Here is a 23558-nt window from a genome sequence, read left to right as displayed (position 1 = left end):
ATCCGATGCAAATGTCCGGCTAGCGAAGCAACCCTGCTTTGTCCGTGGCCTCCCAGGGCAGGCCTACGTCCATCCTTCCTACCTGACCGTATACCGAAAGCCTGCGGTAAAACCCTCCACGAAACAGTTGCGGCTGATATCGCAGGTTGAATGCACGGACAATTCCTGCTGGGCGGAAATCGAAATGGGCATGAACGCGGTCCGCGATTTCCGCGTCAGGTATGGACCCTGTACCGAAGCTGTCCACCTGGACACTCACCGGTCTCGTTATCCCGATCGAATACGCCAGGTGTACCTCGCACGCCTGCGCGAGGCCGGCCGCAACCACGTTCTTGGCAGCGTAGCGCGCAGCATAGGCACCCACCCGGTCAATTCGGGACGGGTCCTTGCCGGATAGGGCAGATTCCGAGTGCCGGGAATATTCACCGTAAGTATCGACGGCGTTCTTGCGGCCAGTCATTCCTGAATGCAGGGAAGGCCCTCCATTGACAACCGGTCCGTCCGGGTTGATGAAAACATGGGTACGAGCATCCGGCCGCAACTCCTCAGCCAAGAAGGCGGGCTCGATCACATGCTCATGCAGGTCGTCCCGCAACTTGTCATGGCCCCGTGGAGCAGTGCTCCACTGGCTCGCCACCAGGGTAATGGAGTGGATGCGGTGCGGCCTGCCGTCGCGGTACTCCACTCCCACCTGGGTTTTTCCATCCGGGGCCAGATAGGGCAGTTGCTTTTGGAATCGCGCTGCTGCAAGGCGACGGGCCAGTTTATGGGAGAGCCAGATAGGCAGCGGCATCATGGCTGCGCTCTGGTTGCAGGCAAAGCCGAAAACATTGGCCTGATTCCTGGCGGCTATGGCTTCCAGTTCTTCCTCTCCCATCTGCCGCTCATCGGGTTGCGGATAAGACAGCGCCGGCAGTTCCATCAGGCTGGTCATGACGGTGCAATCCTTTGCGTTGAAAGCGCCGTGCTCATAGCCGATCTGGCCGATGACCTGCCGCGCTACATCGGGAATATCAACCGAAGCCTGCGAAGCAAAGCGTGCTGCGATAAATAGTATCCCTTTGGATACCGCGCATTCCGCCACCACCCTTGAAAATGGGTCCTGTTGAAGGAACCGGTCGATCAGTGCATCGCTCACCTGGTCGCAAAGTTTATCCGGATGCCCATCGGTAACGGACTCGGAGGTGAACATGAAATCCTTTTTCATCATCTAGGCTTCCACTGTAGGGTCGGGGAGTAAAAGCGCCTGATGTTGCTTGCCTTCGAAGGCAGACTCTTTTCCTTTAGTCGCTCCATTCATAATAAAGGGCAGTATCGACCCCGCACTTATCACCGCCATATCGGTGAGGCCCGGCAGGGTATTTCCAAGCAGGCTCCTGAGCCCTGGTACAGCGACCGATGCCAATTGCAGTGCAGCCGTTGTGCCCAGCGCCAGGTTGAGGTATGAATTGGGACGTAGTGGTTCATGGCTGACGGCGCGGCTCTGGTCGGACCGGCAGTTGTAGGCATGCAGCAGTTGCGCCATCGTCAGGGTCATGAAGGCGACCGTGCCAGCTTGGGGCCCTATGCCGTAGCGCGCTACCGCATAGCCGTAACTGGACATGGCGCCTGCGGTCATAGCAAGCGATTCGAATCCGTAGCGCTTGAAATCGGACGAACTCACGATAGGTTCCTGGGGATCTCTCGGCGCGCGGCTTAGAATGTCCGGCTCGGGTGGCTCGACGGCGAGCGCCAGAGCCGGAAAAATGTCGGTTACCAGATTGATCCATAACAACTGCATGGTGGTGAGCGGTGTACCCAGTCCGGTTCCAATGGAACCCAGCATCATCATGATCTCCGAGAGGTTGGTGGCAGTGAGGAAGTGGACCGATTTGCGGATGTTGTTATATATCGTACGTCCCTCCGAGACCGCCACAATCATGGTGTGCAGATTATCGTCCTCCAGCACGACGTCAGCCACGTCGCGTGCCACCTCCGTGCCAACGCCGCCCATGGCCACGCCGATGTCGGCAACTTTGAGTGCCGGCCCGTCGTTGATTCCGTCACCGGTCATGGCGGCGACCTTGCCGGCGCGCTGAAGCGCCTGCATGATTTGCAGCTTGTTGGCCGGGCTTACGCGCGAAAAAATGTTGACTTTCTGGGCGAGCCCGGTGAGCACCTCCGGATCCAGTTGCTCAAGCCGGGTGGAATCGAGAATGTTCAGTTCCTTGCTGCCGGATAGGCCAAGCTCCTTACCAATAGCAAAGGCGGTAGTGCTTTGGTCACCGGTAATCATCACTGTATCTATCCCCGCGTGATGAAACAGGGCGATAAGCTCCTTCACCCCCTGCCGCACCGGGTCCGCCATGCCGGTCAATCCGAGCCAGATGAGATCTTGTGTTGAAGTCTCATCCGCTTCTTGCGCCAGCTCCATATAGGCAAACCCAAGCACACGCTGGGCTTCTCCTGCCATGCGATCATTTTCGATCAGTATGGCGGCGCGCTCGGTTTCCGTGAGCGGAAAACGCACTCCGTCCTTGATCCACCAGCCGCATAACTCCAGCACCTCGGCTGGACTCCCCTTGACCGCGATAAACTTTCCACCCTCTTCCATAACGTGCATTGTGCGCATGTAATTATGCTTTTCGGTGCGGTATTCCACTTGCACTCTTGGGTATTGCTGCCGCAGCGCGTCCACCGACACGCCAGCCGCAATTGCCAGATGCACCAATGCAGTCTCGGTTGCGGACCCCTTGAACATATAATCGCCTGCGGCGCCGCTCAACTCCGTCTCGTTGCACAGAACGGCCACGTGCATGAGGCGCAGCAATTCATCGCTCTCATAGGGGTCCATTCTTACCCCGTTGTCGTAAAACGCATCGTTAACAAGTGTAATGCGGCGCCCGCCGCTATGTAGCGTCAGCACCGACATGCGGTTAAGCGTGATCGTTCCCGTCTTGTCGAGGCAGATCACTTGCATGGCTCCCAAGGTTTCCACGGCGTCCAGGTGGCGCACCAGCACGTGGTGGCGGCGCATATTGCGGATACCCAGCGCCAGGGTGGTTGTGGCGACGGTGGGCAGACCTTCCGGCACTGCCGCAACGGCCAGGGAAATTGAGCTCTTCAGCATCTGCAGCCAACCGAGGCCGCGTGCCAGCCCGATCAGAAACACCATTCCGCAGATGCTGACGGATAGCAGCACCATCTGCTTCCCCAAGGTAGCGAGCTGGCGTTGCATAGGTGTTTCCGGAGGCCTGGTTTCACCCATCAGCACCTGAACGGCGCCAATCTCGGTTTGACGCCCGGTGGCGACCACTACTGCCAGTCCGCTGCCTCCAGTAACTACCGTGCCCATGTAGACCATGTTGATGCGGTCTCCCAGTGACACATCAGGCTTCTCCAGCGGCTCAACTGCCTTGATGACCGGCAGACTTTCCCCTGTCAGCGCTGACTCGTCTATCATCAGATTGCGCGACTCCAGCAACCTGGCGTCCGCCGCTACACGAGTCCCTGGCGTCAGCACCAGGATGTCGCCCGGCACCAGAACTTCAGCCCCTACTTCGCCAAGCTGGGCGTCACGAATCACAAAAGCCTTCCGGGAAGCCGTTTCTCCGAGCGCATTAATCGTTCGTTCCGCCTGGGACTCGGCGACATACCCAGTGCCTGCGTTGATTAGAACTACTCCAAGAATCACGACGGCGTCGGCCAGGCCTCCGGTAGCTACAGAAAGCACGGCGGACATGCCCAGCAAAGCTACCGGCAGGCTCTTGAACTGTCCCAAAAAAATATTCAGCCCGGAGCGGGGCGGTATCCGCGGCAGGCTGTTGGCGCCAAAGCGCCGTAGCTTGAGCTGCACGGAATCCTGACTAAGGCCCCGCTCGCTGGAAGTTTCCAGGTCCGCCAGCACAGCATTGCCAGGCAGCACATGCCAGTTGCCTCCTTCTTGTACCGGAGCTGGGCTAGTGCCACGAGAAGCAACCGGCCATTCGGAGGCAAGTGTGGGCTCCGCCAACACTTGCTCCACCAGACCCGTGATTTCTCCAACTTCCTGCACCGGATCGAAAACAATCAATAAGCGGCCGGTAAGAATATTTGCGGAGGCCTGCCTGATTCCAGAATGCCTGGCCAATGCAGACTCGATCCTGAGCCTGACCGGCTCGCAGCGATATAAACCCTTGACCTCAAGTCTGGCGCGGCCCTTCACCGACGCATGAATCACGCGCACCAGCCACGGCGACGCAGCCTCTTCCGGCGTGTTCCCCGCAAATGGACTGAATTGCGCATGATTGAAGAGTCCAGGCATTGTCGCGGCAGGGAGCAGCTTGGTTTACAGGGCAGTTCCGATGCGCCTACGCATCAGTCACACCTGTAGAGCCTTACCGCTCACACTGCAAATATCAAATATATGAATACAGCTGCTTCTCATCAGACTGGCGGTTTTGCAACCACGAAACAGAATTTAAAGGCTATTCTTTACTTTTTGTAGGTTAAAACTACATCTTGATCAAGCTGTTTTTTCTTTTTTATTGTTATACCGGCATCGTGAAATTTAAATGTTACAACCTTGCGGTTTCATGGATGGAGTTTGATTCGGCTTTCGTCGCGCACCATAGGGGGTGACGCTAGCTCGCCCACATAAGATAGAATGCATTGAATTGGCTTGATAATAAATGTGATGAGCTTCCTTTCTCCGTCAATAAGGACAAAATCAGAAGAAAATTCCATGAAATACGGCACTCCGATTACCGGATGGCTCGGATTCGGGTTAGCACAGTGTTTGACTCCCACAGTCTGACTACTGAAGGGATTCTGTGATCCATGGCAAGGCTTTTTGATGCATAACGCTGACATACTGTTCCGGGGCGCAAGGCTATTTGATGGAACGCTTTCGTCCATTGGGGTAAAGGATGGAAAAATCACTTCCATCGAGCCTGATGGCAGTGCGAATATCTCGGCGCACAATGTCGTCGATCTCGGCGGGGCGCTTGTTGTCTCCGGTTTCGTCGAAGGCCACATCCATCTTGATACCAGCTTTTACGGAGATGCGTGGAAGCCCCACATATTATGCACAGCCGGGTTCGATGTGCGTGAACGTGTCGAATTCCAGCGTCGGAACATGACTCAGGCTGCACCGATGGCTGAGCGGGCTCGCAGCCAGCTTGAGCTCTGCATTGCCAACGGGTCGACGCATATGCGCAGCCACGTCATGGTGGATGCAAGGGTCGGTCTCGAATCTCTTGAAACCATAGTCGCCGTCCGTGAAGAATATCAAGATTTCATCGATGTCCAGCTCGTCGCCTTTCCGCAGAACGGCATTATTGACTGCCAAGGTACGGCAGAGTTGCTGGATGCGGCCTTTGATACTGGCTGTAATGTAATCGGTGGACTCGATCCCGCCTCTTTCGACAGAGACACCAAAGCACATCTCGATGTAGTTTTCGGTATTGCCGAAAAGCGCGGCGTAGATATCGACATTCACCTTCACGATCCCGATATGCTGGGCATATTCGAACTGGAAGAAATAGCTGCCCGAAGCCGCGCGCTGGGTATGCAAGGCCACGTCGCGGTCAGCCATGCCTATGCGCTTGGCGAGGTTCCAATCGATGTTGCCAGACGCACTGCGCGGCTCCTTGCTGAAGCCGGCATTGCAATCATGACCAATGCACCAGGTGACCGCGCCTTTCCGCCCGTTCTGGAATTGCGCAGAGCGGGCGTTACCGTCTTTAGCGGCAGCGACAACATCCGGGATTCCTGGTGGCCTTACGGGGACGGCGATATGCTGGGCCGGGCAATGATGATTGGCTATCGCTCAGGTTTTTATACCGACGAGGACCTCCGCGTCGCCTTCGATGTGGTGACAGAAGCGGGCGCGAAAGCGCTCGGGCTCGTCGATTACGGATTGCGCAGGAATGCAAGTGCCGACTTCGTGACGCTCAACGCGGAACATATACCTGAAGCCATCGTTTCAGTCCCCAAGAATCGCTCAGTATATAAAGCCGGTAAATGCGTTGTCAGGCAAGGTGTGTTTGTCGGAAAGTAAAGCCGCGAATGGCGGTTTATCGTTATTTGCAGGATGAGCTACAACAAGTGACAGCGCACCTGACCGCGGTACTCCATTTCGTTTCACAAATTCGTGCATTTCAAGCCCGGCAATTCCTCAAGCGCCGCGGTGGGCAAGGAGTGGGTGAATCAAAGCAGGATCGCGTGGCTGCAATTGCCGAGCCATTGAGATAGATGAAATTTTCCTCAATCTACAGAACGTCCAGATTTTCGGGAGAAGATATGCCGGACAATGAAACTCATAAGCACGAATCCGAAATATATGATGTCGTGATTGTAGGTGGCGGAATTGCCGGTTTGTATTGTTGCCACGAACTGATCAAAAAGCATGAATTGCTCAAAATTAACAGCATTCTCCTTCTCGAAGCTTCGAATCGATTTGGAGGTCGCATAGAAACCTGGTCCTTGCTGCGAGCTGACGAGAAACATGGGGAAGCCATCGGATTCCAGGATACATGGGACCCTTGCAATTGGGACTTTGCCAGCGGCAAGCCTGATCCTCTTGCACCGCAAGGCGATAAGCAATCTCCTTACAGAGGCCCTACAGAAAAACAGTCAGTGGAAGAAGATGGCAATGTTGTAGAAAAGCTATCGAAGATCGAGTATTTTCGTGCTGAATTCGGGCCCATGAGAATTGAGCCGCGTGACCAGCCGTTATTGCAAGGGCTCCTCGACGAACTGGGAATCAAAGAACCCGTCCCTGGCGAAGAAGAAAGTCTGGATGATTTAGTACCATTCTCTTCCTATGCGTCGGAAGATCCTATGGAGCCCCGGTTTACCCTTCGCGAAGAGGAGGCCCAGCAGAAAACTCCCTTCGACTTGATGATACTGGCTCTCAGGCGCATATTTGAAATCGTTGAAGGTATTGAACCCGAAGATAAAAACTCCAAGGCTGTGGAAGAATCAGGGACTTCCGCTGGAAACGTCCCTGACCCGAAACTCTCAGGCCCATGGCGTACCGATGCTGCCAATAAGCAGTGGGAAAATTTACATCGTCGAGCGTTCTTCTACCGCCATTATTGGAAGGGGCAGCTGCTCGAATGGATTCAGAACCTGACCGAAGCCGATTTCAAGAAAATACGCGAGCGCGCCCATTTTCGGGGCCACCCGCTATGGGATTTGGGTTTCTGGAATGTCCTCAGTGATGTGTTAAGCCATTTCGCGGTAATCAAAATCAGAGACTGGGGAAGTTATTATCACTTCGTACATGAAAATTTGAATGCTGCGGAGTGGATAATATTCTGGCTTAAAGCGATTCGGAGTACGGGATCGCTACGCGGCATTCGTGGAGGAATGAGCAGGATTATATGGAAACTTCTGGAGAGGCTGCACAAGGAAAGAAAAAATAATCCCGGGTTGTGCATTCAGAAAGGCAGGAAAGCACTGGGTCTTCAATCAAATGGCGGCGAGATAGATGTCATTGTCGAGAATGAGGAAAACGTCGTCAAGGCACGGCGGGTTATTCTTGCTTTGCCCAAGCAACCACTCGAAGAAATGTCCTGGAATGGCCGCCCACCGCAGGGAACCCTGAAAGAGTCGCTGAACGCCGTCGCTTGCCTTCCGCTGTTAAAGTGCTTCTTCGTTATCGAAAGACCCTGGTGGGAAGACAACAGACCGCTTAACCGCAGCGCTGCGGATATACCGACAAGAGAGTTGCTATATGTAAAAAGCAGCGATGGGACAAAAGGACTGATCATGGTCTATACAGATCGCCCGGCAATCACATTCTGGTCCGACTATCTGAGAACAAGGGATTCCAACCAAGCCCAGCCGGATCAAGAGCCATCGGAAGCCCCCCAGCTTGAAAGCCAGGAAATAGCCAGGACCTGGTTTTTGAAGCTGGAAAAGGAATCTTTCCAGTCAGATGCACCCCGGGAATCATATTTTAATGAGGAAAATACCCTCGTTGTGAAAGAGCCGGGTTATCCTCGATTATGGCAGCGCTTTGTACAGTTTGCGAGGGACTATGAACACCACGATTTTACCGAGGACCGTCTCCTCGCATGCGGTATGCGGGACTGGGGCAAGAAACCGTTTGGCGCTGCCGCTCATGGATGGCTGCCAGGGGTAATGTCCTGGAAACATATTGAGTTCCTCGAGGCATTTTCATTGACTCAGGATGTCGACGGAATAAAAAATATCCATGTCTGCGGAGAAGCATTTTCAGACTATCAGGGCTTCATAGAAGGTTCGCTTCGATCCGCAAGACGTGTTCTCCGCATTATTGAGAAGCAGGCAAAGTCCGCTGGCGGAAAAGAGTCGTAGATAATATCCCTCTTCCCGACTCCATATCGAATCCCGCTGCTGCTATATCGGAACCACGACGGAAACCCTGCTCACGCGGCGTCAAAAGGAAATCCAGGCAGGTGCATGATAGAATCCAGTCTCCACCTCAAACGCAGCGTTATCATGAACGAAATTCCCCGAGCCAAATTACTGGAAGACCTCCTCGCCCAGCGCATCCTGATGCTGGACGGCGCCATGGGCACCATGATCCAGAGCCACAAGCTCAACGAGGCGGATTACCGCGGAACCCGTTTTGCCGATTTTCCGCACGACCTCAGGGGCAATAACGATCTTCTGACGCTGACCCAACCGCAGGTCATCCGGTCCATTCATGACGGCTATCTGGAGGCCGGCTCGGACATCATCGAGACAAATACCTTTAATTCGAACGCCGCCTCGATGTCCGATTATCACATGCAGGACCTGGTGTACGAACTCAATTTTGCGGGTGCTAAACTGGCGCGGGAAGCGGCGCAGGCAATGGAGGCAAAAACGCCGGAGAAGCCCCGTTTCGTCGCGGGCGTACTGGGGCCGACCACTAAAACCGCCTCTATCTCGCCGGACGTGAACGACCCGGGGTTTCGAGGTATTACCTTCGATCAACTGGTGGCGGATTATTCTGAATCCATTCGCGGCTTGATCGATGGCGGCGCGGACATTCTGCTGGTGGAAACGATTTTCGACACCCTCAACGCCAAGGCTGCGCTGTTCGCAATAGATCAATATTTCGAGAAGCACGGTGCGCGCCTTCCCATCATGATTTCGGCAACCATTACCGATGCTTCCGGGCGAACGCTTTCCGGGCAAACGCCGGAAGCTTTCTGGAATTCCGTAAGTAACGCGCGTCCATTGTCGGTAGGACTCAACTGCGCCTTGGGCGCGGAATTGATGCGCCCATACATCGAGGAGCTTTCCAGGGTTGCAGGGGTGTATGTCAGCGCCCACCCCAACGCGGGGTTGCCTAATCCCCTGGCCGAGACCGGCTACGATGAGTCGCCAGAGTACACAGCCAGCCTGATCAAGGACTTTGCACAGTCCGGTTTTGTCAACATCGTCGGTGGCTGTTGCGGTACGACGCCTGCGCATATCAAGGCTATCGCTGATGCGATTGGCAATGTCCCGCCGAGAGCCGTGCCTGACATTCCAAAAAAATTGCGCCTGTCTGGCCTGGAACCGCTCACCATCGGTGACGATTCATTATTCGTGAATGTGGGTGAGCGGACCAATGTGACCGGCTCGAAAGCCTTTGCCCGTTTGATACTGAATAACAATTATGCGGATGCGCTAAGCGTTGCCCGCAGCCAGGTGGAAAACGGTGCGCAGATTATCGACATCAACATGGACGAAGCGATGCTGGATTCGCAGAAGGCGATGGTAACCTTCCTGAACCTGGTCGCCGCCGAACCGGATATAAGCCGCGTACCGATAATGATCGATTCGAGCAAGTGGTCGGTGATCGAAGCGGGGCTGAAATGCGTGCAGGGCAAATCTGTCATCAACTCCATCAGCCTGAAAGAAGGCGAAGCGGAGTTTATCGAACACGCGAAACTTGCGCGCCGCTATGGTGCAGCGGTAATCGTCATGGCGTTCGATGAAACGGGTCAAGCCGATACGCTGGAACGAAAAGTGGAGATTTGCAAGCGCTGCTATCACGTTCTTGTCGATCAGCTAGGGTTTCCACCTGAGGATATCATTTTTGATCCGAACGTTTTCGCGATCGCGACCGGCATCGAGGAACATAATAATTACGGCGTGGATTTCATCGAGGCGACCCGCCTCATCAAGCAAGGCCTGCCATATGCCAAGATAAGCGGTGGCGTATCCAATGTGTCGTTTTCTTTTCGCGGCAATGAGCCAGTGCGGGAAGCTATTCATACCGCCTTCCTGTACCACGCGGTTAAGGCTGGCATGACGATGGGCATCGTCAATGCCGGTCAGCTGGGGGTTTATTCGGATATTCCCCAGGAATTGCTGGAACGGGTGGAGGATGTGCTGCTCAATCGCACGCCCAAAGGTGGCGGAGAAGCCACCGCCACCGAACGGCTGGTGGAATTTGCCGAGAGCTTCAAGGGACAAAGCAAGGAGAATATTGAAGACCTTGCCTGGCGTGACGAGCCGCTGCAGCAACGTCTGACACACGCGCTGGTAAGAGGTATCACGACTTATATAGTGGAAGACACCGAGGAGGCACGGCTACAAGTAGCTAAAGAGGGCGGGCGTCCGATCCAGGTGATCGAAGGGCCGCTCATGAACGGCATGGGCGTGGTGGGTGACCTGTTTGGCTCGGGCAAGATGTTTTTGCCCCAGGTGGTCAAGTCGGCCCGGGTGATGAAACAGGCGGTGGCGCACCTGCTGCCATTTATCGAGGCAGAAAAGAAGTTGCTGGGCGATTCCAGACCCAAGGGCAAGATTGTCATTGCCACCGTCAAGGGCGATGTGCATGATATCGGCAAGAATATCGTCACGGTGGTGCTTCAGTGCAATAATTATGAAGTGGTAAATATGGGTGTGATGGTACCCAGTGCGAAGATTCTGGAGATGGCGCGACAGGAGCAGGCCGATATGATCGGTTTGTCGGGCTTGATTACGCCTTCCCTGGAGGAAATGGCGTATGTGGCAAAGGAAATGGAGCGCGAAGGCTTTACCATCCCGTTATTGATCGGCGGCGCCACCACTTCGCGAGTGCACACCGCCGTGAAAGTAGCGCCTCATTACAGCGGCATTACCGTATGGGTGCCGGATGCGAGCCGTGCTGTGGGCGTATGCAGCAATTTGCTGTCGGAGGAGTTGCGTACGGAGTACGTACAGAAACTCCAGGCCGAGTACGAGAAAGTCCGCGCACAGCATAAAAACAAAAGAGGACCGGCACCGATGCTATCCATAGCAGACGCCCGAAAAAATGCATTTAAAGCGGATTGGGAGAACTACACTCCGCCCGAGCCGGATTTTGTCGGCGTGAGATCCTTGCGAAACTACCCCTTGGAAAAACTGGTGCCTTTCATAGACTGGACGCCGTTCTTTCAGGCATGGGAGTTGTCAGGGCGCTTTCCGGCTATTCTTGAAGACGAGGTGGTGGGCGAGGCGGCCAGTAGTCTCTACCGGGACGCCCAGGCAATGCTGAAAAAAATTGTCGAGCAGAAATGGCTTACCGCAAATGCAGTGTTCGGCCTCTTTCCCGCCAACACGGTAAACAGCGATGACATAGAAATCTATACGGATAAAGCTCGCATGAGGGTGGCGATGACGTTCCACAACCTCCGGCAGCAGACCACGAAACCGGCTGGCCGGCCGAATCTGTGCCTCGCGGATTTTATCGCCCCTAAGGAAACCGGTATCCGGGACGCCATCGGCGCATTTGCGGTGACCGCGGGAATGGGGATAGACGCACGAATAAAAGCTTTCGAGGAGGTGCATGACGACTACAGCGCAATTATCCTGAAAGCATTGGCTGACCGGCTGGCGGAAGCTTTCGCCGAACATATGCACTGGCGGGTTCGGCGCGAATTCTGGGGTTTTGTCAAAGACGAAAACCTGAGCAGCGAGCAAATGGTGGCCGAAGAGTATCGCGGCATCCGCCCGGCGCCAGGCTACCCGGCTTGCCCTGATCACACCGAGAAGGGACCTCTGTTTGAATTGCTGAAAGCGCCGGAAAATGCAGGAATCATCATAACGGAATCATATGCCATGGTGCCTACCGCGGCGGTATCGGGTTTTTATTTTTCTCATCCCGATGCGGACTATTTCGCTGTGGGCAAGGTGGGAAAGGATCAGGTGGAAGATTACGCCAAACGTAAGGGCTGGACACTGGAGGAGACGGAAAAATGGCTGGCGCCGGTTCTGGCGTATGAACGGTAGCGTAGCTTGGGGATGGGGGAGCGGATGGTGGAATGCTGGTCGAGAAGCCGTCAGCTATCAGGCAAGGTGTGTACGTGTACCGTAGTAAAGCAAAACGATTAACCGGTCAGCCTCTTAGCCTCTCTGGCGGCTGATTTTCGCTACCTCAGGAATACGCCTCAAGCGGCGCATCACTTGTGCGAGATGATGGCGGTTGCGGACATGCAACATGAAATTCATGGTTGTGTATGCGCCATCTCCTTCCATCGCAACGTTATCGATATTGGACCCCGCCTCGGCGATTGCCGCCGCCACTCTCGCCAATACGCCACGCTCGTTGGCAACCATCAGCCTGATGCTGACCTCGAACTGCTTGTCGATACTTTTACCCCAGGCTACATCCAGCCAATTGTCGGAGTTGCCCTTGTTTTTTGAAACTGCGGGACAGTCATGGATATGAATCACCAATCCCTGATCTTTCTTGATGAAGCCGATAACGGGATCTCCCGGAATGGGGCGGCAACACTTGGCGAACTGCACTGCCATCCCCTCCGTGCCGAGTATGGTAATGACGTCGTTAATCCCGTTCGGGCCTGAGTCGGATTCCCCGGGCGCCGCGAGCCGCCTCGCGATTACCGCCGGCAGGTGTTTGCCTAACCCCATGTCCGCCAGCAAATCCTTTTTGGATTTAGCTCCGCTTTCGCGCGCCAGTTTATCCCACTGGGCCTCGCTAATCGTCTGGGGATCAACCCTGAGTGACATTAGAGCCTGGTTCAACAGCCGCTCTCCCAGTCTTGCCGATTCTTCGTATTGCATGGTCTTGAGAAAACGGCGGATGTGCGAGCGTGCCTTGCCGGTAACCACATAATTAAGCCAGGCCGGGTTGGGTTTTGCATGCGACGCGGTAACAATTTCCACACGGTCGCCACTTCTGAGAACCGTGCGCAACGGCGCATTTTCACCGTTTATTTTCGCCGCCACGCAGCAGTCGCCGATATCCGTATGTACAGCGTAGGCAAAATCCACGGCGGTGGATTCTTTGGGTAGCGCCAGTATTTTGCCCTGGGGCGTAAATACGTAGACTTCGCCTGGGAACAGATCAACCTTGAGATGTTCCAGAAATTCCAGTGAATCAGTGGAATCGCTGAGCGTCTCCAGCAGACTCTGCAACCACTGATGGGTCTTCATATGCAGATCGTTCAGATCGGCGTCGGTACTCTTGTAGAGCCAATGTGAGGCGACACCGGCCTCTGCAATTCTATGCATTTCGGGGGTGCGGATTTGCACTTCGATGGGTGTGCCATACGGTCCCCATAAAGTGCTGTGCAATGACTGATAGCCGTTCGCTTTGGGAATGGCGATATAGTCCTTGAATTTTCCGGGAATGGGGTTGTAAAGACTGTGCAACGCGCCCAGCGCGATATAACAGGATGGCACGTCTTTGACGATGACACGGAAACCGTAAATATCGAGAATCTCGGAGAAAGTGAGGTGCTTCTCCACCATTTTCTTGTAGATACTGTAGAGCTGCTTTTCTCGTCCGGTCACCTCCGCATCCAATCCCGCCGCCTTCAAGCGCTGCTTGATCGTATCCAGGATTTTTGTCACCATCTCGCGGCGGTTTCCGCGCGCCGCTCTGGTGGCGTTGTTCAGTACCCTGTAGCGCGTCGGAAACAGATAGCGGAAGCTGAGATCCTGCAACTCATGGTAGATATTGTTGAGTCCCAGCCGGTTGGCGATAGGTGCATAAATTTCCATGGTCTCGCGCGCGATACGGCGCCGTTTCTCGGGTCGCATCGCTTCCAGCGTACGCATGTTGTGCAGCCGGTCTGCCAATTTGATAAGTATGACGCGAACGTCCCGCGCCATCGCCAGCAGCATCTTGCGGAAATTCTCCGCCTGCGCATCGGCATGTGTTTGGAACTCGATCTTGTCGAGCTTGGAAACACCATCCACCAGTTCCGCAACGGACTTGCCAAATCTATCACTGATCTCGGCTTTGGAGACATGTGTGTCCTCCATCACGTCATGCAATAACGCAGCAGCCAATGTCTGGCTGTCCAGACGCAATTTGCCGAGTATGCTGGCTACCGCCAGCGGATGAGAGATGTAAGGTTCACCGGATTTTCGGAATTGCCCGGAATGGGCGCTTTGGCTGAAAAGGTATGCGTTCTGGAGTTCGGAAACATCCTCGCGCTTAAGGTAGCTGGATAGCTCGTGAAATAGGAAATTCGCCTCGGGCAAGGTAGCAGAAGAACTCGGCAAACCTCTTGCTTGCATCGTAATTTCCTTCATCTCTCTGTTGTATCAGTATCAGTTTTTCAGGACGGTTGCCGACACCCCTTCTACTATCCAATGTAACCCGGTTTTTTGGCTAATGGGTGGTTGACTACACATATTCAACGAGACTTTTTTATAAAGCTCAGCCGCTTATGACGATTAAAGTGGCACGGTGGTGAGAATTTCCAGTCCCACCTTTCCTTGAGCGAGTTCGCGTAATGCTATGACTGTGGGCTTGTCTCGCGCGGACTCCACCATCGGGCTGCCCCCGATTGAAAGCTGCCTTGCTCGAATGGTGGCGACCAGGGTCATATCGAAGCGGTTGGGAATTCTTTTCAAACAATCGTCAACAGTAATGCGTGCCATGTTTTCATTCCACCTAAACTATAAGAAATATCAGTATAGAATGCCCGATCCGATAAAGGCAACTCTACATAAAAGATGCACGGCACGCCGTCAGGGAGTGCCAGATGCTCGCGAATTATTGCTATTCAGGAAACCGGCGTCTTGCCGAGTTGTGTTATGAGGCTATGATGGCGGGCGAGTTGCTTCGTCATTCTCAAGCGTTCGGCGTGTACGATACATTTCATATCCTGTAATGCCTTGTCCAGCTTGTCATTGATGATAACATAGTCATATTCGCCCAAATGGCTGATTTCGTCGCGCGCCGCAGCCAAGCGGCGTCCAATCGCTTCAAGGGAGTCCTGGGCCCGGTTTCTCAAGCGCATTTCCAACACCTCACGCGATGGCGGAAGGACAAAAATCCCGACTGCCCCAGGAAATATACGCCGTACCTGACGGGCGCCCTGACTGTCAATTTCCAGCAGTATGTCACGCCCCGACACTATGGTTTCATTAATCCATTTTTTCGAAGTTCCATAGAAATTTCCGTAAACCTCGGCGCTTTCCAGAAATTCATCCTGCTTCAATCTCTGCTCAAAAACTTCCCGGCTCACAAAATGGTAATCACGCCCCTCGATTTCTTCAGGGCGCGCCGGGCGCGAGGTGTATGAAACCGATAGGCTCAGATCGATACCCGTTTGAAGCAGTGCCTTGACCAGGCTGGTTTTTCCGGCGCCTGACGGCGCGCTGATAATGAATAGGTTGCCTGGCGTTATTGTCATGTTTGAATTCGCCCCGCAGTGGTGCGTTTCAGCTTCCTCCTCTTCCCGCTCGCCTCTTGGGGCTCTTGGGGGGACGCTTTTATGGAGTGTAACAGCTTCCACCCCTCCAACCAACCCAGCTAATGGGAGCGAACCCAGCGTGCGATGTCCTGAGCTGTCGTCGCACCGGCCTGTCTGGCCGCCTCGCGCCCGCCCCTGAAAAGAATCAGGGTAGGAATGCTGCGAATGTGATATTGCGCACCCAGTGACTGTTCCGTATCGGTGTTTACCTTGGCAAGACGGAACTGCGGTTCCAGCATAGCGGCCACTTGCACAAAGGCCGGCGCCATTGTCTTGCATGGTCCGCACCACGGCGCCCAGAAATCCACCAGTAGAGGAATATCGTTGCGTTCAAGGTGTCGTGCAAAGGTCGTGCCCGTCAGCTCCACCGGTTGGCCGGTGAATAATGCCCGGTGACATTGTCCGCAGTTGGGCTGCTGGTCGAGCCTTGAAGTCGGCACTCGATTGATGGCCTGGCAGTGAGGGCACACAAGGTGCAAGGAGTCGCTATTCAAGATTTTGCACTTGCTCCCGCATCTGCTCAATCAGTACCTTGATTTCTATGGAAATTTTAGATACTTCCGCATCCACCGATTTTGCGCCTATCGTGTTGGCTTCGCGGTTGAGCTCCTGCATCAGGAAATCCAGGCGTTTGCCGATTGCACCGCCCTTTTGCAAAACCCTCTCTACTTCGTCAAAATGGGTCTGCAGGCGGGATAGCTCTTCATCCACATCGACCTTGCTGGCAAACAAGGTCAGCTCCTGCCGGATGCGCTCGTCGTCGCAATTTATCATAGCTTCGCCCAGGCGGGCTTTGAGCTTTTCCTGAAACGCCACAAGCAATGCGGGAATACGTGGACTCACTTCAGCCGCGAGGCGGCGCATATTGCCGAGGCGGTCCAGCAGGATGACTTTGAGCTTTTGACCTTCGCGGGCGCGTGCCGCCGCCAACTCATTCAGAGCCCCGCGCAGCAAGTCCATACATGGCCCGAATAAATTCTCGGGGTGCAGGGAATCGGAGCCCAGCATCCCCGGCCAGCGAAGAATATCAGCTACTTCCAGACCTCGGGCATCGGGGAGCACCGCTCTGACGGTACGATCCAATTCCAGCAATTTTTGCAACAAATCGGCATTGATATGCTGCAGATCTTCCATACCCGCAACCCGGGAAAAATTCACGCGGCAATCAATTTTTCCCCGCTTGAGCCTGGCAGCCAGAAACTCACGCATTGTCGCCTCCAGCAAACGGAATTCGTCAGGCAGGCGGAACTGGATATCAAGGTAGCGGCTATTAACAGAGCGTAACTCCAGATTCAATGACCCTTTCGGCAGTTCCTTGGCAACAACGGCATAGCCGGTCATGCTGTAGATCGTAGCTAACTCATCCACTGACAGGTACCTAATACGTTAAAATATGAGCGTCACAAATTATCGCATATCATCGTCGCGGACGTGTTACACAACGAATTCGCGGCCTTGCCATGCAATCGTTGCCTGTGGAGAAGCAACAGCGGCAAATATAGAACCTCCGCAGCACTAATGCTCCGCTACGAACTCTGCCCACATAGGATCATTTGAAGACTTCACTACTCATGCGCCCCAGTAAACGTACTCCGGATCAACTCCGCTCGGTTCAAATCACGCGACACTACACGAAGCACGCTGAAGGGGCGGTGCTGATCGAATGTGGCGACACCCGCATATTGTGCACGGCCAGTCTGGACGAGAAAGTGCCCCCGTTTCTACGGGGCAAAGGGCAAGGCTGGCTTACTGCTGAATATGGCATGCTGCCCCGCTCCACTAACGAGCGCATGCAGCGCGAAGCGGCCAAGGGCAAACAGTCGGGGCGAACCATGGAAATCCAGCGCCTGATCGGGCGCGCATTGCGTTCTGTAATGGATTTGACAAAACTGGGCGAGCGTACCATCCAGATCGACTGCGACGTAATTCAGGCGGATGGCGGAACCCGTACTGCCAGCATTACCGGCGCGTTTGTTGCAGTGCACGATGCGGTAGAGAAACTGCTGCATCAGCAAATGATAGAAACCACACCGATACTCGCTCATGTCGCCGCAGTCTCCGTCGGCATATACGAGGGGGTGCCGGTGCTTGATCTGGATTATCTGGAAGACTCCCGTTGCGATACGGATATGAACGTCGTTATGACTGGCGACTTTGGCCTGGTGGAAATGCAAGGAACCGCAGAAGGAGTTCCGTTCAGCCGGCAGGACCTGAATGCCATGGTGGACCTGGCACAGCAGGGAATACGAGACCTGATTCAGATTCAGAAAACGGCGTTAGCCAGATAAGAGCTCGATATGCAAAAGCAAAAACTTGTCATTGCCAGCAATAATTCCGGCAAGCTGCGGGAAATAGGTCATCTGTTGGAACCACTGGGCATCGAGGTACTGCCGCAATCAGCATTCAATGTTCCCGAAGCTGACGAGCCCTATCAGACTTTTGTTGAAAACGCGCTTGCCAAAGCGCGACACGCCAGCGCACACACTAACCTGCCATCCCTTGCGGATGATTCCGGCATTTGTGTGGACGCCTTGAAGGGTAAACCGGGCATATTATCCGCCCGTTATGGGGGCGAACCGAGGTCGGATGAGCGAAATAATCAGAAGCTGATCGATGTGTTGAAAAACCAGTCCGACCGCAGAGCGCACTATTACTGCGTTATCGTGCTGCTGCACCACGCGCAGGATCCTCAACCGATTATTGTCGACGGCACCTGGTACGGTGAGATCGCGCTAACTCCGCGTGGCGAGGGCGGATTTGGTTATGATCCTTATTTTTTTCTTCCGGATCTTGACAAAACAGCAGCGGAACTTCCAATGGAGCAAAAAAATCGAATCAGCCATCGGGGAAAAGCGCTGGCACAACTGGTTGAACGAATCAGGGAAGAATGGGTTTGAGCAATCCCATGCGTGGGGTGATGAGCGAAAATAGAAGATCGGTTTTGGTCGTCATTGAAACGGTAATTCCAACTGTTTGTTGTTGTCTTTCGAACTGATTATGACAACAATCATTTCTCCCGCATCGATATTAGGATCCCAGGCTCCAAGGCTGACATCGCTGCCGCCGCTCAGTCTCTACGTTCATATCCCATGGTGCATGAAAAAATGCCCCTACTGCGACTTCAACTCGCATGAAGTTCGCGATCAAAGCGGTGGCATGCCGGAGGCTGAATATGTGGCGGCGCTTATTCGAGATCTCGAAGCGGCGCTGCCGCAGATATGGGGACGCAAAGTGATCAGCGTGTTTTTCGGCGGCGGCACCCCCAGCCTGTTCAGCGCCCAATCCATAGACGCCATCCTCGCCGCTGTCAGGGCCTTGCTGCCGCTGGAACTTTTCGCCGAGGTCACGATGGAGGCGAACCCGGGAACATTCGAGGCAAAAAAATTTGCCGATTTCCATGCTGCAGGAATCAATCGCCTGTCCATCGGCATCCAGAGCTTTAATCCCAGGCATCTTAAATCGCTGGGCCGAATACATGACGACAACGATGCCCGCCGCGCGATCGAGATCGCCCGGAAAAATTTCGACAATGTGAATCTCGATCTGATGTATGGTCTGCCGGGTCAAACGCTGGACGAGGCTCGCAACGATATCGAAACCGCAGTCGCCTGCGATGTTGCGCATATTTCTGCCTATCACTTGACGCTGGAGCCCAACACATTATTTTATCGCTATCCGCCCGCGCTGCCTGATGATGATCTCACGGCGGAAATGCAGATAATGATCGAGCAGGCGCTTGCGCAAGCAGGTTACACGAACTATGAAACTTCCGCGTTCGCCCGGCCGGGGCGAGAATCGCGCCATAACATGAATTATTGGTTATTCGGCGACTATCTTGGGATCGGCGCCGGGGCGCATAGCAAAATAAGCTTTTTAGACAAGATACTGCGCCAGATGCGTTATAAGCACCCTGGAGAGTATCTCGAAAAAGCCGCATTGAGCACGCCGGATTCCGGTCCGCCTGTCATGGAACAGCATGAAGTCGGGAGGAAAGACCGGGGATTTGAATTCATGATGAATGCGCTGCGCCTGACGGAAGGCTTTGCTACGGAAATGTTCGTGGAACGTACGGGCCTGCCCATCAGCAGCATCCAGCGCCAGCTTGACGAAGCGGAGCGGCGGCAACTGATAACGCGCGATCATCAGCGCATCAAGCCTACCCTGACTGGCAGGCGGTTTCTGAACGATTTGCTGCAGATATTTCTTCCGGAGAAAAGCAAGGCATAGCGGCTGGGGCGACTGTCCGAAGGCTCCTCTATTTTTTCCGGAATATCAAATCCCATACACCGTGCCCCAGCCGCAAACCTCGCTGCTCAAATTTGGTTAAGGGCCGGTATTCGGGACGGGGGGCATAACCAACAGCGATGTTGCTTAGTTGCAATTCGCTGGTTAATACGCTCAGTATTTGTTCGGCATAATCTTGCCAGTCCGTGGCAGCATGGATATAGCCGTCACGCTTCAGGTGCCGGCACAGCAGCTTGATAAATTCCGGCTGTATCAGCCGGCGCTTATGGTGGCGCGCCTTAGGCCAGGGGTCGGGGAAAAAAATATGCACGCCGTCCAGACACTCGAGTGGCAACGCGTGTTGCAGCACCTCTACCACGTCATGCTGGATAATGCGTATATTCGTCAATCCAAATTCTTCGATTTGCTTGAGAAGGCTGCCTACCCCGGGGGTGTGAACTTCAACGGCGAGATAATCGTTCTGTGGATGCGACCTTGCGATAGCGGCTGTCGTTTCGCCCATACCGAAACCTATCTCCAGAAACCGGGGCGCACTCCTGCCAAAGACTTGATCAAGATCAAGCAGATTTTCGGAAGATGTTCCCGCAAATGGAATGCCATATTTCGGCATCAGCATTTCGTGGGCACGGCGCTGCGCATTTGAGACTCGCCCCTGACGAAGGACAAAGCTGCGGATTGCACGATGCTCTGCCATTAACGAGTGCCGCAAAGGAGCGAGGAGCGGAAGGACGAGGAAATTATGAGGCTTTGCCCCTGTCTTACGTCTTTAACCGGCCGATAGTCCCGGCTACTGGCGAACTGGGGCTTGCACTGTATAATTTCTTTGCCATGCGGCCGGCCAGATAAGCCTCGCGGCCCGCTTCAACGGCTTTTTTCATGGCTGAAGCCATCAGCACCGGATTTTGCGCAGCAGCAATGGCAGTGTTCATGAGCACACCGTCGCAGCCCAACTCCATCGCGATAGCTGCATCCGAAGCCGTGCCGACACCGGCATCCACGATTACCGGAACGGTGGCATTTTCGATAATGATCTGCAGATTCCATGGATTGAGAATACCCATGCCGGAGCCGATCAGCGAAGCGAGCGGCATCACCGCCACACAGCCAAGCTCTTCCAATTGCTTCGCTGCGATAGGATCATCCGAGGTATAAACCATTACCTGGAAACCTTCCTTTATCAGAATTTCGGCAGCTTTAAGGGTTTCCACCATATTGGGATAGAGTGTCCTCGGATCGCCCAGAACCTCAAGCTTTACAAGAGTGTGACCATCCAGCAATTCACGCGCGAGGCGCAAGGTGCGTACGGCGTCCTCCAGCGTGTAGCATCCGGCCGTGTTGGGTAACAACGTATATTGCGAGGGCGGCAGCACATCCAGCAGATTTGGCTCATCGGGGTTCTGGCCAAGATTGGTTCTGCGAATGGCCACGGTGACGATCTCCGCGCCGCTCGCGTCCACTGCCGCGCGAGTCTCGTCAAAATCCTTGTATTTGCCGGTGCCGATCAGAAGCCGGGAAGAATAAGTTGTACCGGCGATGACGAGGTTGTCCATGAGCTTATCCGGCATCCTTATCCTCCCCCCACGGCCACTACGATCTCGAGCCGGTCGCCATCTGTCAGGATCGGCTGGTCGAACTTGCTGCGCGGGACGATTTCGCCATTGCGTTCTACCGCGATACGCTTGCCTTGCAATCCCATGTGCTCCAGCAATTGCGCGATATTCAAAGTTGCATCAGCTGCACTCTGCGCTCTCGTTTCCGCGCCGTGCGAGATGGGGACGTGCTGAGACTGACCATTAACGATGAGTTGTATCATTTTTTAAGACCGCCTTAAGCGGATACAGTGCGGATACACATTCACATAACATTATCATAGGCATGTATTACCGCACTGATTATACGGCGGAGCGGTCTCATAGTCGATAACGGCCGCATCGCATGTTCCGCCAACACTTGCTCCGTCTTTAACTTGGACAGGCCGCCAGCCAAGGCCTTTTCCCATAGCGTTTTTGTCTTCACATCACGGTACATCCATAAAGCTGTTTCCATCGTATAATCCAGCTACGCAGCGGGTGTAGCTCAATGGCAGAGCAGAAGCTTCCCAAGCTTACGACGAGGGTTCGATTCCCTTCACCCGCTCCAACCTTCCCCGCCTATGAAACGTTATTCCAGATATGTTCCGATCATATTTGTCGCCGTAACGATTCTGCTGCTCGGCTTTGTCATCTATATCGCCACCATCTTCGATCCCAATGCCTACAAGTCCCAGATCATCCAGCTGGTGAAAGATAAAAAGCAGCGCGAACTCAGGCTCGATGGCGATATCAAACTCACGTTTTTCCCCAGCCTCGGCGCCGAGTTCAACAATCTTGTTCTTAGCGAACATAAGAGCGACCAGGAATTCGCCGCTGCGGAACGCGTTCTCGTGTCTCTCGCGATCCTGCCATTGCTCAGGAAGCAATTGGAGCTGGACGAAATCGTCATGACGGGGCTGACGGCCAATCTGGTCCGTTTCACGGATGGCAGCACGAATATTGACGACCTGATCGCCAGGGACGAAGAGCCCAAACAATTCAAATTCGATATTGGTCATGTGCTGGTGGAAAAAAGCACGCTTGCTCTTCGCGACGAAGCGAGCGGAAGGCATTTTGTATTAGCGGATTTTAATCTTGAGGCTGACAGGACCGGCGGTCAATCTGGCTCGATTGAAAACGAGGTTCGGAGCAAGGTAGATCTGGGCTTCAGGTTGGATCAACCCAAACAAGCCGGGATCAAGCTGGCGACCAGGCTGACATTCGGTTTAACGCTGGATGCGGAAAAGCAGTATTACGCGGTGGAGGGCCTGAAACTGAAAAGCGAGGGGCAGATTCCTGGTTTCAATCATCTGGTGATAAATTCGACAGGTGACCTGTTTGCAAATATGACTGGAGGTTCTGCTGCCAGTGAATTCGTGGCAGATAAATTTACTCTCGCCGTCACCGGAATAAGCGGCGGAAATAATTTTGATATCCAATTCGAGGCGCCGCGTTTAAGCCTGACTGGCGAAAACGTGGCCGGCAAACGGATTATTGCGGTAGTGAATATCGTCAGCCCCGAAGCTAACACCAAGGGGCAGCTCATTTTAGCGGACATAGAAGGCACCGTGAATGATTTCACGAGCCGTGAGCTGACTGCTGAGCTGGAATCAAAAAGGGGAGATCTGGTGGTTAAAACCATGCTTACCTCGCCACTTGCTGGCAGCATCACTACCCGGCAATTGCATCTGCCGGACTTGAAGGGCGTTATTCATGGCAATGGTCCTCGCCTACGTGACAACGGCGTTGGCGTTACGCTGCGAGGGAGCGCTGCCCTGGATGGCTTATCGCAGAATGTGCAGGCGAGCGTCAGCGGGAAGTTCGCAGACAGCAATATCGAAGCGAAACTGGCAGCAACCGGATTTTCCCAGCCAAGCCTCAACTTTGAAGTGGACATCGATCAGCTGGATTTAGATCGCTTTCTGTCCCTGGAAGAGCAAAAACACGTAGAACATGCGAAAGTGGAAATGCCGAAGGCATCTGAGCAAGGGCTGGATTTATCCGTATTGGAGGACCAAAAAGTCCAGGGCTCAATCCGGATCGGTTTATTGAAGGCTGCTAATTCCACTTCATCCGGGATCAAGCTGGCTATCAAGTCTAACTAGCACTGGAGGCGCGA

17 protein-coding genes and 1 tRNA gene are annotated in these 23558 nt (G+C 54.2%); 8 read left to right on the top strand and 10 right to left on the bottom strand.

Annotated elements, in window-relative coordinates:
* Positions 1-19 precede the first annotated feature (19 nt).
* Positions 20-1210 carry a methionine adenosyltransferase gene (gene metK / locus BMX66_RS13380; RefSeq protein ID WP_199679328.1) on the bottom strand — a complete coding sequence of 397 codons (1191 nt, stop codon included), beginning with the start codon at positions 1208-1210 and terminating at the stop codon, positions 20-22.
* Entirely contained in the window at positions 1211-4282 is a 3072-nt protein-coding gene (locus BMX66_RS13375; protein ID WP_090883011.1) for a cation-translocating P-type ATPase, read from the bottom strand. It abuts the gene before it with no gap.
* Positions 4283-4813: 531 nt separating this feature from the next.
* Here BMX66_RS13375 and BMX66_RS13370 point away from each other — a divergent pair.
* From BMX66_RS13370 to metH, 3 genes are all read left to right on the top strand, one after another.
* Entirely contained in the window at positions 4814-6019 is a 1206-nt protein-coding gene (locus BMX66_RS13370; protein ID WP_090883009.1) for an amidohydrolase family protein, read from the top strand.
* Positions 6020-6261: 242 nt separating this feature from the next.
* The gene (locus BMX66_RS13360) at positions 6262-8304 is read left to right on the top strand and encodes an FAD-dependent oxidoreductase (protein WP_090883115.1); all 2043 of its coding nucleotides are present in this window, start codon (positions 6262-6264) and stop codon (positions 8302-8304) included.
* Between the two features lie 144 nt (positions 8305-8448).
* Positions 8449-12180, top strand: a complete 3732-nt coding sequence (gene metH / locus BMX66_RS13355; RefSeq protein ID WP_090883113.1) for a methionine synthase — start codon at positions 8449-8451, stop codon at positions 12178-12180.
* A gap of 114 nt (positions 12181-12294) precedes the next feature.
* Here the strand turns inward: metH and BMX66_RS13350 are convergent, their stop codons facing one another.
* The 5 genes from BMX66_RS13350 to BMX66_RS13330 all read right to left on the bottom strand — a co-directional run bounded on the left by BMX66_RS13350 (position 12295) and on the right by BMX66_RS13330 (position 16964).
* A complete protein-coding gene (locus tag BMX66_RS13350) occupies positions 12295-14439 on the bottom strand; it encodes a RelA/SpoT family protein (RefSeq protein ID WP_090883111.1) in 2145 nt (714 codons plus the stop codon).
* 159 nt (positions 14440-14598) lie between these two features.
* Positions 14599-14805 (bottom strand): DNA-directed RNA polymerase subunit omega, encoded by a 207-nt coding sequence (rpoZ, locus tag BMX66_RS13345; protein ID WP_090883005.1) that lies wholly within the window; start codon positions 14803-14805, stop codon positions 14599-14601.
* Positions 14806-14930: 125 nt separating this feature from the next.
* Entirely contained in the window at positions 14931-15563 is a 633-nt protein-coding gene (gene gmk, locus BMX66_RS13340; RefSeq protein WP_090883003.1) for a guanylate kinase, read from the bottom strand.
* 119 nt (positions 15564-15682) lie between these two features.
* A complete protein-coding gene (trxC, locus tag BMX66_RS13335; RefSeq protein WP_090883001.1) occupies positions 15683-16117 on the bottom strand; it encodes a thioredoxin TrxC in 435 nt (144 codons plus the stop codon).
* Positions 16110-16964: a YicC/YloC family endoribonuclease gene (locus tag BMX66_RS13330; RefSeq protein ID WP_090882999.1), complete on the bottom strand. Its 855-nt coding sequence runs from the start codon at positions 16962-16964 to the stop codon at positions 16110-16112. Before BMX66_RS13330 ends, trxC begins: the two co-directional genes overlap by 8 nt.
* Positions 16965-17194: 230 nt before the next feature.
* Here BMX66_RS13330 and rph point away from each other — a divergent pair, with 230 nt between their 5' ends.
* The 3 genes from rph to hemW all read left to right on the top strand — a co-directional run bounded on the left by rph (position 17195) and on the right by hemW (position 19850).
* Positions 17195-17911, top strand: a complete 717-nt coding sequence (rph, locus tag BMX66_RS13325; RefSeq protein ID WP_090882997.1) for a ribonuclease PH — start codon at positions 17195-17197, stop codon at positions 17909-17911.
* 9 nt (positions 17912-17920) lie between these two features.
* Positions 17921-18520, top strand: a complete 600-nt coding sequence (gene rdgB, locus BMX66_RS13320) for an RdgB/HAM1 family non-canonical purine NTP pyrophosphatase (RefSeq protein WP_090882995.1) — start codon at positions 17921-17923, stop codon at positions 18518-18520.
* 100 nt (positions 18521-18620) lie between these two features.
* The gene (gene hemW / locus BMX66_RS13315) at positions 18621-19850 is read left to right on the top strand and encodes a radical SAM family heme chaperone HemW (protein ID WP_090883109.1); all 1230 of its coding nucleotides are present in this window, start codon (positions 18621-18623) and stop codon (positions 19848-19850) included.
* Between the two features lie 28 nt (positions 19851-19878).
* On the opposite strand, the gene trmB is transcribed toward hemW, so the two are convergent.
* From trmB to thiS, 3 genes are all read right to left on the bottom strand, one after another.
* Complete coding sequence (gene trmB, locus BMX66_RS13310; protein WP_090882992.1) at positions 19879-20562, bottom strand: tRNA (guanosine(46)-N7)-methyltransferase TrmB; 684 nt, start codon at positions 20560-20562, stop codon at positions 19879-19881.
* A 64-nt stretch (positions 20563-20626) separates the two neighbouring features.
* A complete protein-coding gene (locus BMX66_RS13305; RefSeq protein ID WP_090883107.1) occupies positions 20627-21418 on the bottom strand; it encodes a thiazole synthase in 792 nt (263 codons plus the stop codon).
* Positions 21419-21435: 17 nt separating this feature from the next.
* Complete coding sequence (gene thiS / locus BMX66_RS13300) at positions 21436-21681, bottom strand: sulfur carrier protein ThiS (RefSeq protein ID WP_090882990.1); 246 nt, start codon at positions 21679-21681, stop codon at positions 21436-21438.
* Between the two features lie 252 nt (positions 21682-21933).
* Here thiS and BMX66_RS13290 point away from each other — a divergent pair.
* Both BMX66_RS13290 and BMX66_RS13285 read left to right on the top strand, forming a co-directional pair.
* Positions 21934-22007, top strand: a tRNA-Gly gene (locus BMX66_RS13290).
* 13 nt (positions 22008-22020) lie between these two features.
* Complete coding sequence (locus BMX66_RS13285) at positions 22021-23544, top strand: AsmA family protein (RefSeq protein WP_090882986.1); 1524 nt, start codon at positions 22021-22023, stop codon at positions 23542-23544.
* The last annotated feature ends 14 nt before the right edge of the window (positions 23545-23558 follow it).

It is taken from the genome of Nitrosovibrio sp. Nv6 (assembly GCF_900110495.1).
Classification (GTDB): Bacteria; Pseudomonadota; Gammaproteobacteria; order Burkholderiales; family Nitrosomonadaceae; genus Nitrosospira.
Note: the sequence above shows the minus strand (reverse complement) of the source record. Positions and strands in the feature narration are given on the sequence as shown.